At 54.6% G+C, this 381-nt stretch carries 1 protein-coding gene; it reads left to right on the forward strand.

Annotated elements, in window-relative coordinates:
- The coding region (locus AB1462_RS32445; RefSeq protein ID WP_367249230.1) for a helix-turn-helix domain-containing protein at nt 1-222 on the forward strand (222 nt) is incomplete at its 5' end.
- Nucleotides 223-381 lie beyond the last annotated feature (159 nt).

The raw sequence follows: 381 nt of genomic DNA on the forward strand, positions 1-381 counted from the left end.
GCCTTTATGAGTGTGCTGTGTAACAATTGCGGCGAGATTTGCCAGCGCGAGGATCTGATAGAAACCGTTGCCCGTCCCAGAGCGAACTTCGATAATCGGCATCTCGACGCCGTCGTCAGTCGGCTCCGCCGCAAACTAGAGGAACATATCAATCTGACAGTACCGATCAAGGTCGTCTATGGCGTTGGCTATACGTTCACGGCCTCCGTCGTTGTACAATAGCGGTGGTCGTTTCCGGCGCAATCGCAACCTCACGTGTAGTCGCCTCGATGTCCGCTATCAGGAACGTCATGTGCGTCCTCGATAACCGATATGACCCGTTACCGGCCATCGCCGATCAACGCAGTATTGGCAGCACGTCAAACGTCGCTTGCTCATCAT

Origin of the sequence: Pseudomonas sp. SB113 (assembly GCF_040754745.1) — a bacterium.
Lineage (GTDB): Bacteria > Pseudomonadota > Gammaproteobacteria > Pseudomonadales > Pseudomonadaceae > Aquipseudomonas > Aquipseudomonas grimontii.